General features: G+C 72.7%; 15 protein-coding genes. 7 read left to right on the plus strand and 8 right to left on the minus strand.

Going from position 1 to position 15,082, the window contains the following annotated elements:
- Positions 1 to 356: 356 nt before the first annotated feature.
- Both CLV63_RS00850 and CLV63_RS00855 read left to right on the plus strand, forming a co-directional pair.
- Positions 357 to 602: a hypothetical protein gene (locus tag CLV63_RS00850; RefSeq protein ID WP_106580892.1), complete on the plus strand. Its 246-nt coding sequence runs from the start codon at positions 357 to 359 to the stop codon at positions 600 to 602.
- A 163-nt stretch (positions 603 to 765) separates the two neighbouring features.
- Entirely contained in the window at positions 766 to 2,322 is a 1,557-nt protein-coding gene (locus tag CLV63_RS00855; RefSeq protein ID WP_106580893.1) for a hypothetical protein, read from the plus strand.
- 32 nt (positions 2,323 to 2,354) lie between these two features.
- Here CLV63_RS00855 and CLV63_RS00860 read toward each other — a convergent pair whose 3' ends face one another.
- The 4 genes from CLV63_RS00860 to CLV63_RS00875 all read right to left on the minus strand — a co-directional run bounded on the left by CLV63_RS00860 (position 2,355) and on the right by CLV63_RS00875 (position 7,278).
- Positions 2,355 to 3,140: a tyrosine-protein phosphatase gene (locus CLV63_RS00860; protein WP_106580894.1), complete on the minus strand. Its 786-nt coding sequence runs from the start codon at positions 3,138 to 3,140 to the stop codon at positions 2,355 to 2,357.
- Between the two features lie 34 nt (positions 3,141 to 3,174).
- Positions 3,175 to 3,912 carry a nucleotidyltransferase family protein gene (locus CLV63_RS00865; protein WP_106580895.1) on the minus strand — a complete coding sequence of 246 codons (738 nt, stop codon included), beginning with the start codon at positions 3,910 to 3,912 and terminating at the stop codon, positions 3,175 to 3,177.
- Positions 3,913 to 3,969: 57 nt separating this feature from the next.
- Positions 3,970 to 6,402 carry an AAA family ATPase gene (locus CLV63_RS00870; RefSeq protein ID WP_106580896.1) on the minus strand — a complete coding sequence of 811 codons (2,433 nt, stop codon included), beginning with the start codon at positions 6,400 to 6,402 and terminating at the stop codon, positions 3,970 to 3,972.
- A 189-nt stretch (positions 6,403 to 6,591) separates the two neighbouring features.
- Positions 6,592 to 7,278, minus strand: a complete 687-nt coding sequence (locus tag CLV63_RS00875) for a ribonuclease HII (RefSeq protein ID WP_106580897.1) — start codon at positions 7,276 to 7,278, stop codon at positions 6,592 to 6,594.
- A 294-nt stretch (positions 7,279 to 7,572) separates the two neighbouring features.
- On the opposite strand from CLV63_RS00875, the gene CLV63_RS00880 reads away from it, so the two are divergent.
- Together CLV63_RS00880 and CLV63_RS00885 are read left to right on the plus strand one after the other, a co-directional pair.
- Positions 7,573 to 8,217 (plus strand): hypothetical protein, encoded by a 645-nt coding sequence (locus CLV63_RS00880; RefSeq protein ID WP_106580898.1) that lies wholly within the window; start codon positions 7,573 to 7,575, stop codon positions 8,215 to 8,217.
- Positions 8,218 to 8,375: 158 nt separating this feature from the next.
- Positions 8,376 to 8,567, plus strand: coding sequence for a hypothetical protein (locus CLV63_RS00885; RefSeq protein ID WP_106580899.1), 192 nt, complete (start codon positions 8,376 to 8,378; stop codon positions 8,565 to 8,567).
- Positions 8,568 to 8,636: 69 nt separating this feature from the next.
- On the opposite strand, the gene CLV63_RS00890 is transcribed toward CLV63_RS00885, so the two are convergent.
- Together CLV63_RS00890 and CLV63_RS00895 are read right to left on the minus strand one after the other, a co-directional pair.
- Positions 8,637 to 10,124 (minus strand): SPFH domain-containing protein, encoded by a 1,488-nt coding sequence (locus CLV63_RS00890; protein WP_106580900.1) that lies wholly within the window; start codon positions 10,122 to 10,124, stop codon positions 8,637 to 8,639.
- Positions 10,121 to 11,959 (minus strand): SPFH domain-containing protein, encoded by a 1,839-nt coding sequence (locus CLV63_RS00895; protein WP_106580901.1) that lies wholly within the window; start codon positions 11,957 to 11,959, stop codon positions 10,121 to 10,123. Before CLV63_RS00895 ends, CLV63_RS00890 begins: the two co-directional genes overlap by 4 nt.
- A 247-nt stretch (positions 11,960 to 12,206) precedes the next feature.
- On the opposite strand from CLV63_RS00895, the gene CLV63_RS00900 reads away from it, so the two are divergent.
- The gene (locus tag CLV63_RS00900; protein ID WP_106580902.1) at positions 12,207 to 12,821 is read left to right on the plus strand and encodes a 3'-5' exonuclease; all 615 of its coding nucleotides are present in this window, start codon (positions 12,207 to 12,209) and stop codon (positions 12,819 to 12,821) included.
- Here the strand turns inward: CLV63_RS00900 and CLV63_RS00905 are convergent.
- Entirely contained in the window at positions 12,818 to 13,408 is a 591-nt protein-coding gene (locus CLV63_RS00905; protein WP_106580903.1) for a TetR/AcrR family transcriptional regulator, read from the minus strand. The two genes, CLV63_RS00900 and CLV63_RS00905, sit on opposite strands and share 4 nt — an antisense overlap.
- 71 nt (positions 13,409 to 13,479) lie before the next feature.
- Between CLV63_RS00905 and CLV63_RS00910 the strand changes: the two genes are divergently transcribed.
- Entirely contained in the window at positions 13,480 to 14,064 is a 585-nt protein-coding gene (locus CLV63_RS00910; protein ID WP_106580904.1) for an HXXEE domain-containing protein, read from the plus strand.
- Positions 14,065 to 14,281: 217 nt separating this feature from the next.
- Positions 14,282 to 14,587 carry a hypothetical protein gene (locus CLV63_RS00915; RefSeq protein WP_106580905.1) on the plus strand — a complete coding sequence of 102 codons (306 nt, stop codon included), beginning with the start codon at positions 14,282 to 14,284 and terminating at the stop codon, positions 14,585 to 14,587.
- A 3-nt stretch (positions 14,588 to 14,590) separates the two neighbouring features.
- On the opposite strand, the gene CLV63_RS00920 is transcribed toward CLV63_RS00915, so the two are convergent.
- Positions 14,591 to 15,019 carry a CBS domain-containing protein gene (locus tag CLV63_RS00920; protein WP_106580906.1) on the minus strand — a complete coding sequence of 143 codons (429 nt, stop codon included), beginning with the start codon at positions 15,017 to 15,019 and terminating at the stop codon, positions 14,591 to 14,593.
- Positions 15,020 to 15,082 lie beyond the last annotated feature (63 nt).

A 15,082-nucleotide genomic window follows, 5' to 3' on the forward strand; every position in this document is an offset into this window, starting at 1 on the left:
CAGAACGTAAATGATACGCCCTTGACACGGTCGGCACCGCAGCCCGACGAATTTCGGACTTGGCATATCAGGACACGACTCCAATGAACAGGGCGAATCACCGATCACTCGGCAACAGGAAGTGCATATTCAGCCCGACCGAAAGGACCTTTGCCGGGATGCGTCCGGCGCTTTGCCGGGGTGTTGCGGCGAGCTGGGAAACGCTCCCGCGAGCCCCTTCAGACACCAGGGCCACGGCAGCACAAAAGGTCGGCAAACAGCTTGGCGTCGGGGGTTGACACCCCGTTTCAGTGAGGTCGAATGGGTGGTGGTCGACGTCCGGCCGCCGTCACCACGCGAGGGGAGCATGAGCCCGTATGCTCACGACGCACCGCACCGGAGACCTCCGCAGAGTCTCCGCTCGCCTGCACACCGAATTCAGCGCGCTTCCGCAGCGCAGCGTCGAACGCTGCGTCACCGACACCTACAAATGCGCCGAGCACCTCGGATACGACGCAACACCCGGACTGGTCGAACGGCTCGCCCGTGAGCATCTGCAAGCGATCGTGAAATCCGAGCCGCCTTCGGCGACGCGTGCGAGACACGGGGCGGGGCTGAGCTGACCCGCGCGGGTGCCGCCCGCCTCGTCCCCGCGCGGGAGCCGTCCGCATCATCGGGATTCCGCCCGGGTGTCCGGCATCCGTGCCTTAGGCTCAACGCGTGACCGATTCGCCCAGCCCCCGCCATCCCGGTCCCACCGCACCGCCCGATGACGTCTTCGCCCCGATGCTGCGCGCAGCGCGCTCACTGCTGGCGATGCGTCACCCGCTCGACGCCGAGATCGTCGTCGGCGAACTGCTGGGCGCGTGGTGGGGCCGCCGGATGCCCGGCATCGATGTCGACCGGCTGCTGGGTGAGGGCCTGGTCGCGAAGGCTGCGGCCGCGGCGACGCCGGCCGGGCTGGCGCTGCTGGCCGGCGTCGCGGCGCTGGGTCCGTCCCGGCAGCAGCGGACCCTCGCGAAGAAGGCCATGCCCGACCTCGTCGAGCGCGGTGTCGGGCGGCCCGCGTGGGCGGCGTCGCTGGGCGCGGCCTCGCCCGTCGCCGCCTACATCTCGGGGTCCCGCTTCGGCGACACCGACGACGTCATCTGCACGTTCCGCTACGAGGGCATCGACCCCGCCGAGGAGACCGCGGGGCACGCCCTGATCGCGGTCATCGACCACAACGCGGGCGGGGTGCTGCGCGACGCGTGGGTCTCCACCAAGGTCGGCCGCCTCCTGCGGCACTGCCGCGCCGAGGCCGGCTCCGATCCCATGGCGCTGTTCTCCGAGATCGGGCTCCCGCGCGCCCGCGCCCTGCTGCAAGCGGCCCTGCGCCGCACCGACGAGGTCATGGCGGCGGCGCCCGATGAGCGCCAGGCCCGCATCAGCAGCGCCTCGCGGGCCGACCTGTCGGGCCGCTCCCTCGCCGCGCACCACACCCTGGTGCGCGCCCGCGCCCGCGCGCTTCCCGGCGAGCGCGGCGGCGAACCCGAGCCGGTGTGGAAGCGCGACCGCAGGGCGATGCTCGGCGCGCGGTTCCTCGCCTCCTCCAGCGCGGCCGACCTGTCCGACTCCTACGCCGCCAGCCGCTGCGTCGACCACATCATCGACTACGGCTGCGACGTCGACGGCGGCCGCCCGCTGCGGGTCAGCCCGCGCAAGGTCGAGGCGTTCCTGCTCACCTGGCTGCCGCGCCGGGTCGTGCTGCTGCCGCAGGAGCAGGAGGCCATGCCGCACGTGCTGGCGGCCTGGATCCGGTGGGCCGCCCCCCGGCACGGGCTGCCGCAGATCGCGATGCACGCCACCCTCGACGCCGTCTGGGACACCGTCAGCACGTTCACCGAGAGCTACCCCGACCCCGGGTCGCTCGGGATCCGCCCGGAGGTCGTCCACCGGTTGCTGCCCGACGGCGACCTGTCGGCGCTGGCCCGCCGGCTGTTCGCGTTCCCGCTGCTGGCGAGCGACCTGCTGGCGGAGCACGAGGAGGACTTCGATCCCACCACCGCCGAGGGGCGCCGGGCGCTGCTGCGGCTCGACCACTTCCCCGAGTACGACGCCCCGAGCGCCGGGCGGCACTCGGCGGGGCGGCGCATCGGCGGGCCCGAGATCGCGGAGGCGCTCGAAGCGCACGAACGGCTGGCCGACCGGCTGTGGGAGGGCCGCCCCCCGGGGCTGTGGGCGGCCGCGAAGCGGCTCCTCGACCGCGGCCACACCCGGCAGGCGGTCCTCGACACCCTCCTCGACGTGCTGGAGGAGGCCGAGGAGGACGAGTCGCTCCTCAAGCGGCTCAGCGACCTCTGACCCCGGCGTCCGCGCCCGAGGGCCCGGCCGCGCTACTCCGCCGGCTCCAGTAGGCGCTCGCGCAGCGCGGCGACCGTCGCGGCGTCGACCCCGAGGCCGTCGGCGAGGTACCCGGCGAACCCGCCGTAGGAGCGTTCGACCTCGTCGAACGCGCTGTGGAGGTAGTCGACGCGGACGTCCATCAGCGGCGCGACCAGCGCGGGGTCGAGCCCCATGGACTCGGCGAGCCCGCCCAGCCGCGCCGCTGCTGCCTCCAGCCGGTCGTTGCTGGCGAGATAGTCGGCGATGACGGCGTCGGAGCCGACACCGAGCAGGCTCAGCAGCAGCACCGCGCCCCAGCCGGTGCGGTCCTTCCCGGCGAAGCAGTGGAACACCAGGGGCAGCGGGCCGTACGCCGCGCGTTCGACCAGGCCGCGGTAGGCGTCGGCGGCGTCGCCCGTGCCGGCGAGGGCGCGGTACACCGCGTGCATGAACCGCTCGGCGCCGCCGTCGGCGAGTTCGGTACCGGCGCGCTCGGGGTCGGCCAGCAGCGACGCGAGGTCGCCGCCCGTCGCGTGCTCGCGCTGCACGTCGAGGACGGTGTACTCGGCCCCGGCGGGCACCCGGTCGGCGGCGGATTCGCGCTCGAACGCCGTGCGCAGGTCGATGACCTGGCGGACGCCGATGCGCTGGAGCTCGGCGAGGTCGGAGTCGCCGATGTCGGAGAGGGTGTCGGCTCGGAACAGCAGCCCGGAGCGGACCCTGCCGGTCTCGGCGGGGTACCCGCCGAGGTCGCGGAAGTTGGGGACGGTCGCCAGGGTGAGCGCATCGTTGATCACGGGACCCGACGATACCCGGCGCCCCTCGCCGGGGTCAGCCCGCGGGCGCGCCGCCCGCGGCGCCGGTGAGCGCCCGCACCTGCTCGGTGGCCTCCTTGACGTCCTTGACGGTGTCGACGCCGCGCCAGAACCCCTCGATGCGGTAGCCGAAGAGGCGGCCCTCGGCGGCGAGGGCGGGGAAGGTGCTGGACTCGTGATCGCCCTTTGCGGGCAGCAGCTCGGTGATGCCGGGTTCGAACAGGTAGACACCGGCGTTGATCCAGTGCGGCAGCAGCGGGCTCTGCACGAAGCCGTCGATGCGGCCGGTGTCGCCGACCTCGACGATGCCGTAGGTGGTGCGGTACTGGGCCAGCGCGAGGGTCGCCAGGCCGCCCTGACCGCGGTGGTAGGTGGTGAACGCGTCGAGCGGGAACCAGGTGATGATGTCGCCGTTCAGCGCGAAGTACGGCGCCTCGGGGTCGCGCAGCCCGCTCGCAGCGAAGCGCAGCGCCCCGCCGCGCCCCAGCGGCTCGTCCTCGACCAGCAGGGTGGTGGCGGGGCCCTCGGTGCGCGCGCCGAGGTGGTCGCGCAGCACGTCGGCGAGGTAGCCGCACGAGACGACGACGTGCTCCACACCGTGCCCGGCGAGCCATTCGAGCTGGTAGTCGATGATGGCGCGGCCGTCGACCTCGACCATGGCCTTGGGCCGGGTGTCGGTGTAGGGGCGCAGGCGCGTGGCCTGGCCGCCGGCGAGGATGACGGCCTGGGTGACGGGGGCGCTGGATCGGCTCATGAGGGCAGAGATTAGCAGGGCGGCCCGCCCCGCCACCGGTGTCGCGGCGGCCGCCCTTCAGTCCTGGATGATCTCGCCGTACGCCTGGCGCAGGTCGCCGCTCGTGACCAGGGTGAGGTCGGCCGCCGTCGCGGTGTCGCCGAGCTCCTCGGAGACCCGCAGCGCGCGGAACGAGCACGCCTTCTCGAACAGCGAACGGGCGAAGCGCCCGTTGCCGAACTCGTCGATCCAGGACTCGCCGCACACGTAGTCGAAGATCTGGTGCAGGTCCTCGACCGCGTCGTCGTCGAAGGCGTCGCCGGTGCTCTCGGCGACCGCCTGGGCGATGGCGGTGAGCTCGGCGGCGGAGAAGCTGGGGAACGCCACCCGCATGTTGAACCGGGACGACAGCCCGGCGTTGCTCGCCAGGAACCGGTCCATCTCCGCCGGGTACCCCGCCAGCACGATGACCAGGCGCGCCCGGTCGTCCTCCGCGCGTTTGAGCAGGGTCTGGATGGCCTCGGCGCCGAACGCGTCGCCGCCGCTGTACCCGGGGTTGGCGAGCGCGTACGCCTCGTCGATAAACAGCACCCCGCCCAGCGCCTTGTCGACCAGCTTGTTGGTCTTCACCGCTGTGGCCCCCAGGTGCTCGCCGACGAGGTCGGCGCGCGACGCCTCGACCACCTCGGCGCGGCTGAGGAGTCCGAGCGCGCAGAAGACCCGGCCGAGGATGCGCGCGACGCTGGTCTTGCCGGTGCCGGGCGGCCCGACGAACACGAAGTGCCGCATCGGGTCCTGCGGCCGCAGCCCCTGGTCCTCGCGCAACTTGGCGATCTGCAACTGCGCGGCGATGGAGCGCACCTGGCGCTTCACCGGGTCGAGGCCGATCATGGCGTCGAGTTCGGCGAGCGCCTCGTCCACGTCGGGCGGTTCGGCGAAGCCGGGCAGCCGCCGGGTGAGCTGGTCGTAGGCCGTGGCGACGTCGTCGGCCCGCACGGTCACCAGCTCGTGGCGGTCGGGGCGGGCCTCGCCCTCGCCCGCGGTGACCACCCGGACGTCGCGCGCCTCGGCCGACTTCTCCACCATCGAGCGGACGAAGCGGCCGTTGCCGAGGTCGTCGACGACGCCCCGCTGCGCCGCCTGGTCGAACCGCTGCCGGAGCGCCGGGCGCGCCTCGTCGTCCAGGAGGTCGCCGCGCTGCGCGAACCGCAGCTCGGCGATCCGCCCCAGTTCCTCGGGCGTGTAGCTGGGGAACGTGATCCGGGTGGCGAAGCGCGACGCGAGCCCGGGGTTCGAGGCGAGGAAGCGCTCCATCTCGGTCTCGTAGCCGGCCAGGATGACGACCAGCCGGTCGCGGTCGTCCTCGGCGCGCTTGAGCAGGGTCTGCACCGCCTCGTTGCCGAACCGGTCGGGCTGGCCGTCGGCGTCGTTGACGAGCGAGTACGCCTCGTCGATGAACAGCACCCCGCCCAGCGCGCTGTCGACCAGCTCGTTGGTCTTGATCGCCGTGGCGCCGAGGTACTCCCCCACCAGATCGGCCCGCTGCGCCTCGACCACCCGCGGTGTGGGCAGCAGCCCGAAGGAGTGGAAGATGCGGGCGAGCGTGCGCGCGACGCTGGTCTTGCCGGTGCCCGGCGGGCCGGAGAAGACCAGGTGCCGCAGCGGCTTGTCGACGGCGTACCCGGCGTCGGCGCGCAGCCGGGCCGCCTCGATGGACGCCGCGATGGCGCGGACCTGCTGCTTGACCGGGTCGAGGCCGATCATCGCCTCCAGTTCGGCGAGCGCCTCGTGGACCGGGATCGGCTCGGCGTCGTCGTCGCGGTCCGCCGCGCGGGGTGCGGCCCCGCCGGCGCCGGGGGCCGAGCGCTCCCGCTCAGCGGGCGCCGGCGGGGCCGCGGCGGCGCCGCCGGCCGGCTGCCTGCGCGGGGTGCTGGTGGGCGGCGGGAACCCGTCGCGCTTGAGCCGGTAGCCGGCGGCGGCCCGCCACAGCAGTGCGGCGCCCGCCGCGGCGACCGTGCACACGATGCCGGTGGCCGGGGGGACGGCGTCGGTGACCATGCTGCTCAGCGCGACGGCGAGGCCCACGATGAGGCCCACGACGAGCGCCAGCAGGGTGCTGTGCCACACCGGGAACATCCGGATGCGGCTCGCCCCGAGCGACACCAGCAGCGGCAGCACCAGCAGCACCAGCACCACCGACGAGCCGGCCAAGGGGATCTGGAACAGCGGGAAGGCGACGGCCAGCCAGAGGATGCACACCAGCGCGGTGGCGACGGCCTGGGAGGAGTGCATGAGGGCACTGAACAGGCCGAGCACCGCGACCGACACCGCGAGGGCGAGTGTGACGGAGTAGCCGAAGGCGAAAGCGAACAGGCAGCACGCCGTGACGATCCCGAGCATCGCGACGAGGCGGGACCGGCCGGGGAAGCCGTGGTAGGCGCCGCGGAGGCGCTCCAGCGGCGATGCGGCCGCGGACCGCGCCGCAGGCCGGGGGTGCTCCTCGCGTCGCACCGCATCACCTCTCCCTCGGCCGGCCCGTGCGGGACCTCCGTGTCCGGCACCGACGCGCGACCGCGAGGGCGACCGGGGCGCCGCACGGCGCCATCGGCACTTTGTCGTCCCCCATACTGCCGCTTCCCCCGGGGGAATCATAAGGACGGGAGCGGCCGAGGGGTCCGGCGTGTCGCGCCGGGCGGCCGCTCACAGCAGCGGCAGCTGCCCTCCCGGTGCCGGGCGCGGTGTCCGCAGGTGCCGCCATGCCGGCAGGTCATCAAGATAGGACCAGGACATCCGGTGCAGTGCGGTGGGGCCCGCCTCGGCGAGCGCGGCCCGGTGCACCGGCGAGGGGTACCCGGCGGCCGTGCCGAAGCCGTAGCCGGGGTAGTGCTCGTCGAGGCCCGCCATCAGTGTGTCGCGGTACACCTTCGCCAGCACCGACGCCGCGGCGACGGTCACACTGGTGAGGTCGGCCTTGATGCGGGTGCGCACCGTCCAGGGCCGGCCGAGATAGTCGTGCTTGCCGTCGAGGATGACGGTGTCGGGGCGGTCGCGCAGCCCGTCGAGCGCGCGGCAGGCGGCGAGCCGCAGTGCGGCGGTCATGCCGTGCGCGTCGATCTCGGCGGCCTCGGCGCTGCCGAAGGCGTGGTCGGCGACCCACGGCCGGACGAGGTCGGCCACTGCCGTCCGGCGCTTCGGGGAGAGCAGCTTGGAGTCGGTCAGGCCGTCGGGCGCCGGTGAGCCGTCGGTCACGGCCGCGCAGACGACGACCGGCCCGGCCCAGGCGCCGCGCCCCACTTCGTCGACTCCGGCGATGCGCAGGGCGCCGTGCGCGGCGAGTTCGCGTTCGAGCGCGTAGTCGGGCGGGGGGACCGCGGTTCGGGCTGGCACCAGGCCAGGGTAGTGCCCGCGGCGGTGCCCGGTGCAAGGCCCGCGCGGCGGGGCACACGGGAGGGGCGGGAACGGTCGTCCGGTGGCGGCCCGATTCGACCCGAAGTCCTGAGTCGCCGGGCCTTCTCCCGTATGCTGAGGAGTCCGCTCCGGCCGTCGGGCCCGCCGGGCCGCCGCCGCGGTTCCGGGCCACCGGTCCACCGCTGTGCCCGGTCCGCACCGGCCGGGCGGAACGCCCCACCCGCACCGTCCCGCCCATCCTCATCCGATCGTCCGAATAGGGGTCGCTCCACTATGTCCGCCCTCGGGGAGAACTCGGTCGACAAACTGATCGAGATCGCCCACAAGCCCACGCCGGGCCAACGGCTCATCTCCTGGGGATCGCGTCCCCCCGGACGGCTGTACCTGCCCGCGTGCGCCGTTGTGGGTCTGGCCCTGTTGTACGAGGACAGCATGCCGGGCGGGCACCTGCCGTCGTTCGTGTTCGGCATGGGCGGCGGCGCGCTGCTGGCCGCCATGGGCGCGCTGCGCCTGGGCACCGCGCTGAGCGTCGCCCGGCCCATGATCCGGCGCTACTGGCTGCGGTGGATCACCGCGCCGATCATCGCCGTGGTCGCGATAGCGCTGTCGGTGACCGACGTCCCGCTGAAGAGCCGGCTCGACATGGCGTCCGACGAACTCCTCGAGGTCCGCGACACCGCGAACCGCTCGACCACCATCCCCCTCAACGGCGAATGGGCGGGGAGCTACCCGCTCGCCGCCGCCTCGGTCTCCGAGCAGGGCGTGGCGCGGTTCACCGTGCGCGGCTCCGGGCTGCTGCGGGACTCCGGGCTGGCGTACAGCCCCAAGCCGCTGCCGACCGACGTCTTCGTCCCCGGCGAGGGCGGCCTGGTCTACGAGCACATCTCCGGCGACTGGTACTCCTGGAGCATGCACTGAGCGTCCCCGCGCCCGCCGGCACCGGTGATTCACGCACGGCTCTCACCCGTGTTTTAACCTGGCGCGCGTATACCGGAACGTGACTCCGGCGTTATCCGTTGTCTGAGTCGACCGGATTCCCCCCGGTACCGTCTGGCGATGGACGAGGTAGGCACCACGTGAACGAGTTCATGACAACGCTGCACCTGCGCATCCACGATGCCGTGCAATCACTGCGCCGCGCCCGCGCTAAGGGCGACCACGCCCAGATCGAGGCGCAGGCCGGTGAGATCGAGGATCTCGTCGAGATCGCGGCGCGGCACGGCGTCGACATCGCGTCCGGCTACCAGGGCATCACCCGGGCCGCCTGACCCCGCCGACACGACAACGGGGCCGGTGCGCACTGCGCACCGGCCCCGTCCGTGTTCGGACCCTCGCGATCAGCGCTTGCGGCGGCCCTTGCCCTGGCCCTGACCTTGCCCCTGGCCCTGCTGCTCGCCCATGTTCTGGCGCATCTGCTGCTCGAACTGCTGCTGCATGTCCTGCTGGCGCTGCGCGGCCTCGTCCACCGCGCCCTGCGCCTGGTCGAACAGCTTGCCGGCCGATTCAGGCAGCGCGCCCTTGATGGCGTCGGCGTCGCCGCCCTTACCGCGGCGCTTGCCGCCCTGCCGCCCCAGCTGCGGCAGCATCTGGGCGACGAGCAGGGTGGACAGCGCGGAGGTGTCGCCGGACGCGCCGTCGGTGCGCACCACGACCGGCTGCGGCGCCTGCTCGGCGAGCTTCGCCCCGACGTCGAGCCGGCGGCGCGCCAGCTCGTACTGGAGCACGGCCCGGTTGTCGCGGTAGGAGGTGGCGAGCCGCTGCTGCGCCTTCGCCTCGTTCTGCGCGGCCGTGAGGTCGGCCCGGCCGCGCGTCTCGATCTCGTAGCGCACCCGCTGCGCCTCGGTCACCTGCTCTTCGAGCATCTGCGCGACGTCCTTGCGCGCCTTGTTCAGCGAAGCGTTGACCTCGACGATCTTGGCGTCGCGCGTCTTCTTGGAGCGCTCGATGTCCATCATCAGGGTGTCGATGCGGCGCTTGCGGGTCAGCTCCCACTCCTGCTCGTAGGCGACCAGTTCCTTGGCGACGCGCTCGCGGGTGGCGAGGTGCTGCTGGTACTGGTTCGGGAGCTGGACATCGGGGATGTTGCAGCCCATGATCCGGACGCCGTAGTCGCTGAGCTGCCGGTTGAGCAGGTTCTGCATGTCGGCGACGTCGGAGCCGCGGAGATCGTAGGCGCCTTCGGTGCGGACCTGGCGGCTGCGCTGGCGGATGGCGTCCTGCACCGCGTTGGACAGCACCAGGTCGAAGTTGCTGGCGCCGATGGTGCGCACGAACTTCACCGCGTCCTCGATGCGGAACTTCAGGAAGAACTCGATCGACTTCAGCGGCACGTTCTCCTGGGTCGGGCAGGCCACGACGGGAGCGCTGTAGGGGATCTCGGTGGAGGTGTCGACCACGAAGTCCACCCGCGCCCACGGGTGCCACAGGTAGTGCCGCCCGGGGTCGAGGACGCTGACGACCTTGCCGAACTTCGACAGCACGCCGGTGGTGCCCTGCTCGATCTCCACGATCGATGAGCGCCACCACCACAGGCCGGCGACCAGCAGCGAGACCAGCGCCAGGATCAGCGTGGGCAGGGTCAGCCAGGTCAACGGAAACATCATGGTGTTGCCGAAGATCGCGAGCATCAGCGCGGTGGTCACCAGGTACAGCGCGAGCCACACGAGGGAGATCCACTTGAGGCCGCGGCCGTCGCGCGGGATGACCACCGGGACGAGTACGCCCTGGTCGCCGCCGCGCAGCAGCCGGGCGATGTCGTTCCAGCCGGCCAGGGACTCCTTGATGCTGGAGGAGCCCCTCACGAGGTTGGGTGCTGGCTGGTTCATCGCCGGCCTCCCTGGTACGGGTCGTCGGAGCCGTCGGACCACGGCGCGGGCGGGGCGGGTGGGGCAGGCGGCGGCGGGCCGCCCGGTGCGGGCGGTGCCCCGGGTTCGAGGCCGTACCCGAGGTCGGGCGCAGGCCGCGGCGGCGTGCCGGGGTCGTCCTGCCAGAGCCGCGGCGCCGCCGGGGCTTCGGGAGCGGGGGTCGGCTCGGGCCGGGCCGCCGCGGGCGCCGCCTCGTTCTGGAGGCGCTGCTCAATGGCGTTGTCGGTGACCGACCGGCGGATCTCCTCGACGCGGTCGGCGCCGGGGACGTCGGCGCCGGCGTCCGGGACCGGCGTCGCGACCGTCTCGTCGTCCTTGTCGAGCAGTTCGCCGATCTCGGCCTCGCGGGAGGCGATGCGCTCGGCGATGGCGCCGAGGCGGTTGCGGATGGCGTCCATGTCGGAGTCGGAGAACAGCTCGGCGTCGGCCCCGCCGATGATCTCCTGGGCGATCCGCAGGTAGTTGATGCTGTCGGAGTCGCCGTCGCCGATGTGCAGGACCTGCGGCAGGCTGTCGGCGACCGACTCCAGCTTGGCGAGCAGGTCCTGCTGGAAGCGGAAGTTCAGGATCTCGGGCGCCTCGGCCGCGCTCACCGCGCGGATGTCGAGGGCCTGCGCCTCCAGCAGCGCGGCGTTGGCGTTGGCCGAGCTCTCCGCCTCGACGAAGCGCTGGCGGGCGAGCGCGCGGGCGCGGTTGGTCTCGCGCTCCAGCGCGGTGTCCATCTGCGCCTGGTACGTGGCGATGTCGGCCTGGATGGCGGACAGGGTCTCGTTCAGCGAGGCGAGTTCCTTGTTCAGGTCGCCCTCGTTCTGCTCCTTGCGCAGCTGGAGTTCGTACTCGTAGGTGTACGCCTCCTTGGCCACGCGCATCATCTCGGGCGCGGCGAGGTCCATGCGGTATTCCTGGCTGGACGGCTCGGCGTGCGTGATGTTGGCGTTGGTGAGCCGCACCGCGGGGAGGAACTGCTGGTTCAGCTGTTCGAGGAGCCGGGCGGTGTTCTCGCCCACCAGGTCGTAGATGTCGGACGCCTGCTGCTCGTAGATCAGGCTGCGGGTGGTCTCGCTGATCGCGTTGTTCAGCTTGTCCTGGAACCCCTGGACGGCGCCGAGGACGAAGATGAACGACTGCGGGTCCTCGATGCGGAACTGGAGGAACAGGTCGACCGACGCCTTGACCCCGCTCTTGGTCGGCGCCTCGCGGATGGGCGCGTTGAACGGGAACTGCCGCTGGGTGTTGACGATGTAGGAGACCCGCTTCCACGGGTTGAACATCGTGATGCGGCCCGGGCCGACGATCTGCTCCAGCTTGCCGAACTTGGTGATCAGCGCGGCGCAGCCGTCGGGGACCATGACCATGCCCTGGCGCCACCACATGAACGCGGCGACGAGGACGGTCACGATCCAGTAGTGCGGGCCGAAGAGGATGAAGGACAGCTGGGAGAACCCGGTCAGCACCGAGCCGACCGCGCCGATGATGACCAGCAGCACCACCGGGATCAGCGCGCCGAGCGTGCGCCCGCGCGGGAGCACCATCGGGCAGATCACGTGGACCGAGCCGCCCTTGTCGGTCTCCAGTGTGCTCCGGTTGAGGATCTCGCCGGCGTTGTTCAGGGAGGTGGTCTGCTGCTCGATGCGGGTACCGACCGAAGCGCCCTGTTCGCGTGCCGCGAGGAAGTCGCCGGGGTCGAGCCCGAACTCGTCGGCCGCCTTGCCGACCGTGTCAGAGACCACCTGGCGGGGATCGCCCCCTTGCGCGATCGCCCCGGCGGCCCCGCGCACCGTCTGCGCGAAGGACATAGGCACAAACCCCCTGCTTCATCTGGTCGTCGAATGTGCATGATCCGACGGGAGACACACCGGTTCGGTTCCGCTGCCGGTTCGGAAGGCTGCAATCCTGTCACGCGATGGGACACATGCGGGAATTCGATTCATAACCATCCGCTATCCCCCGACCTGGGATTCGGTCATTTCGCCGGGACCCGACCATCCGACACGGGACCGAAATCCGGTGCGCGCCGCAGGTCCGGGCCGTTAGGGTCCGGCCATGGACGCCCGTTATGTGAACGTTGTGGACGTGGAAGCCACCTGCTGGAGGGGCCGCCCGCCCGAGGGCGCGCGCAACGAGATCATCGAGGTCGGGCTGTGCGTGGTCGACCTGGCGGAGCGGCGGCGGGTCGCCCGCGACCGCATCCTGGTGCGCCCCGCGTCCCCCGTCAGCGCGTTCTGCACCGAGCTCACGGGGCTCACCCAGGAGGAGGTCGACGGCGGCGTGGACTTCGGCGCGGCCTGCGCCGCGCTCGTCGACCGGCACGCCGCCGCGGAGCGGGCGTGGGCGAGTTGGGGCGGCTACGACCTGAGGCAGTTCCGGGAGCAGTGCGCCGAGGACGGGGCGGCCTACCCGTTCTCCGACGTTCACACCAACGCCAAGGCCGTCTTCTCCGCGCTGTACGGCAGCCGCAAGCGGCGCTTCGGCATGGCGAACGCGCTCACCCGCGTGGGGCTGCCGCTGGAGGGCCGCCACCACAGCGGTGCCGACGACGCGTGGAACATCGGCGCCCTCGTCCTGCACCTCGTGGACGCGGGCGCCTGGCCGCCCGAGCCGGAACCCGCCGCCGCCGAGCCGGCCGAATCGGGCACCGGGCGGCCGGCCGGTGCCTAGCTGCTGCGCGCCGCCCCACTGAGGAGGGTGCGGACCAGGGGCGCGGCGTCGTCGGGCGTCATCGTGTCGGAGCGGATGACCAGCCGGAACCAGATGGCGCCCCCGAGGAGGTCCATGAGCGCCGCGGGGTCGGCGTCCGCGGCGAGTTCGCCCCGCTGTACCGCCCGCGCGAACACCGGGCTCTCCTTGGACAGGCGGTCGGCGAAGAACACCTTGGCGTGCCGGGCGAGTTCGGGGCGGTGCCCGGCCGCGGCGAGGACGGCGGTGACGAGGTCGCGGGTCGGTTCGCCGGTGAGCAGGCCGATGATGTGCCGGGCCAGTGCGACGAGGTCGCCTTCGAGGCTCCCGGTGTCGGGGACGACCGGTTCCAGCAGCCGGGAGTCGACCAGCGCCGCGCCGATGAGCTCGTCCTTCGACCGCCACCAGCGGTAGATCGTGGTCTTGTTGACGCCGGAGCGCGCGGCGGCACCTTCGACGGTGAGCGCGTCGTAGCCGCCTTCGGCGAGCAGCCCGAGCGTGGCGGCGAAGATCGCCTCTGCGTCGCGGGGGCCGGATGCGCGGCCGCCGCGGTGTGTGGTGGTGTGCACGCGTTTGACGCTACGCAACGTTGCGTTGCATAGTCAAGGCGAGGACACACACGACCGACGAGGGGACGCCCATGCCGCCGCCGACCACGACCACCCGCCCCGTGCCGCCCGCAGCGACCTGGGGGCTGCTCGCGGCGTTCGTCCTGCACGACCTCGAAGAGCTCTGGACCATGGCGGAATGGCGCAACCGCCGGAGCGAGGAGTTGCGCACCCACTACCCATGGCTGCCCGAGCGCGCGACGGCGCTGCTGCGCACCGACCAGGAGCACATGGCCACCGCGATCGGGCTCATGGGCCTCATCACGGCGGCGGCCGCCGCCGACGGCGCGCGCACCGGCGGCCGGTCGGGCTTCTACCAGTGGATGCTCACCGGTTTCGGGCTGCACGCGGGCAGCCACCTCGCGCTGAGCGCCGCGTGGCGCGGATACACGCCCGGCGTCGTCACCGCTCCCCTGGTGGTGGCCCCGTTCTCCGCGTGGGCGCTGCGGACCTTGCACCGCCACGGGGTGCTGCGCCCGATGACCGTCGGGGACACGGTGCGGTCCGTCGCCATGGCACCGGCGCTGATCGTGGGCGTCCACGCCGCGGCGAGCGGCATCGTCCGGGCGCGCCGCGCCCTGCGCTCCCGCCGCGCGGCCGGGCGCCGTACCCGGTGACAGGCCGCCGCCCTCACCCCCGGACCACAGCACACCGCGTCCCCGCGTCCACCCGGTGTATGGGGGCACCGCCCGCGCCCCGGACCACAGCGCACCGCGTCCCCGCGGCCGACGCGCCGACACGGCGGGGCCCGCACAGCGCGCCCGAGCGCTCGGGGATACGGTCGGCACACGGGGCGCGCGTCGGCGGCCCCGGAACGGGAGGAGTGACGTGCGCATGCACAGCAGCGTGTGGACTACGGCGGGACTGGTCGGCGGCTACCTGACCGCCCGCGTTACCGGCATCAGGCCCCTTGGCGGCGCCGTGCTCGCCGGCTGCGGCGCGGCGGCCTACCGGGAGTGGCAGCGCAGTGCGGGCACCGGCACCGCCGCCGCGCTCACGGGGTGCTACCTGGTGGCGTTCGGCCTGTCGCACCCGCTGGCGAAGCGGCTCGGCCCGTGGCCTGCTGTCCTCAGCGTGAGCGCTGCGACCGCCGCCGCGGCGCACGCGTTCGCCGACGGCCGCGGCAGCGGGGCGGAGTAGCCCTCAGCCCTGGGTGATGTAGTTCTCCAGCTGCTCGCGGTGCGCTTCGAGCTGGCTGATGCGGCTCTTCACGACGTCGCCGATGCTCACGATCCCCATTAGGGCACCGTTGTCGAGGACCGGCAGGTGCCGGACCCGGTGCTCGGTCATGAGCACGGTGAGGCTGTCGACGGTGTCGCCGGGGGCGCAGGTGACGACGGCGGCGGTCATGATCTCGCGCACCGGCGCCGCCAGCAGCTCGGCGCCGCGCTCGTCGAGGCGGCGCACGATGTCGCGCTCGGAGGCGATGCCGACGACGTCGTCACCCTCGACGACGACCACCGCCCCGATGTTGCGCTCGGCGAGCAGGGTGAGGAGCCCGGCCACGGGCGTCGCGGGCCCGACCGTCGCGACGTCGGAGCCCTTGCTTCGCAGGATCTCGGCGATCAGCATGGCGGTCACCTTTCGTGTGTGCCCCAGGGCTACCCCCCGCCCACACCCCCTAACCGCCCCACC

Origin of the sequence: Murinocardiopsis flavida (assembly GCF_003014485.1) — a bacterium.
GTDB lineage: Bacteria > Actinomycetota > Actinomycetes > Streptosporangiales > Streptosporangiaceae > Murinocardiopsis > Murinocardiopsis flavida.